At 32.5% G+C, this 1,300-nt stretch carries 1 protein-coding gene; it reads left to right on the top strand.

What is annotated here, in order from left to right:
• Nucleotides 1-256 precede the first annotated feature (256 nt).
• Entirely contained in the window at nucleotides 257-1,114 is an 858-nt protein-coding gene (locus ACOI1D_RS21665; RefSeq protein ID WP_422504273.1) for a GNAT family N-acetyltransferase, read from the top strand.
• Nucleotides 1,115-1,300: the final 186 nt, after the last annotated feature.

The following is a 1,300-nucleotide window of genomic DNA, read 5'->3' as shown; positions in this document are numbered from 1 at the left end:
TAGTCTACTTTTTAAAATAATTAAGTTGGAATTTTATGTTAAAATTAATATAGTGTTGTAGTACTGACGGACATACTCAGACGGGAATGGCGCCTTGGCACAAGGGGGACACATTATCCTTAAAATTATTTAGTAAATAGCATTTTAAATAAACGGATACGTATATACAAAAAACGAACATCAGTTGTTTTACTAAAGAAGCTAGGTAGTGGAGTAATCACCTATTAATGAACTGATATTGATTGGGGAGAGTCATTTGAAGAGGTATGAATACCAGTTTACTAATAGGATGAAAAGGATAATTGAATTAGCGTCCCAACATAGCGACCAGAATGTCATATTACCATCTCATTTATTTCTTGCAGCTTGTGAGAAGGCAACTGGTGTATGTGGAGAACTTCATTTATATTTACATAAAAAATTCGGCTCAGATTTTATAAATGTAATCCAAAGCAAGTGCGAATCAAGTAAAGAAGCACTATATATTTATTACAATCAATTAAAATTATCAGAAACAACAGTAAGTGTCTTTAACAAAGCAAATGAAAAGAAGGAATCCTATAATCAAGTATTGATAAACGAAGGGCATATTCTTCAAAGTATTTTTGAAATAGATGAAAATATGGCTGCGGTTTTTAATCAAGAAATCATAGAAGGCATTGTTTATATTGCCTGTGTTCCAAGAGATATGATTGTTGATTTGAAAAGTTATCATTCAAACGCAGTTATTAGTTATCAAAATTCAATTAGAAGAGCGAATCATTCCGACCTTTGCTATCTAAAAGAGTTTATTAAAGAAGAATTCGGAAAAGGTTGGTTAGAACATATAGATAATTTACAGACAAAGGATAACTTACCTATTTTTGTTGCCGAGAGTAATAAGGATATCATAGGGTTTGCTTGTTTTGACATTGTTAGAAATAAAAAGGGTTTGCTTGGTCCGATGGGAACTTCAAATAGTAAAAGGTTAAATTCAGTAGGTAGAGAACTGTTACATAGAAGTCTAAAGGAAATGGCTGATGTTGGATATGAGTACGCCATAATAGGACAAGCAGGACCAATAGAATTCTATGAGAGAGTTTGTAATGCCAAACTTATACCAAACCTCAATTAAAAAACTTTCTGCTATAAGAGATTTCTTTTGTGGTCACAGAAGAGAATCGGATTAAAGGGATTATTACAATATAGGTAAGGAAGGTACAGAATGATAAACTTTTCAGGTACACCAAAAATAGAAACCGAACGATTAATCCTTAGAAGGTTGGAACTCATAGATGCTCAAAGCGTATTTGACCATTGG

The sequence above is a fragment of the Virgibacillus sp. DJP39 genome, from assembly GCF_049310925.1.
Taxonomy (GTDB): Bacteria; Bacillota; Bacilli; order Bacillales; family Amphibacillaceae; genus Virgibacillus_F.
The sequence above is the reverse complement of the archived record's forward strand: the minus strand, read 5'-3'. Positions and strand labels throughout refer to the sequence as shown.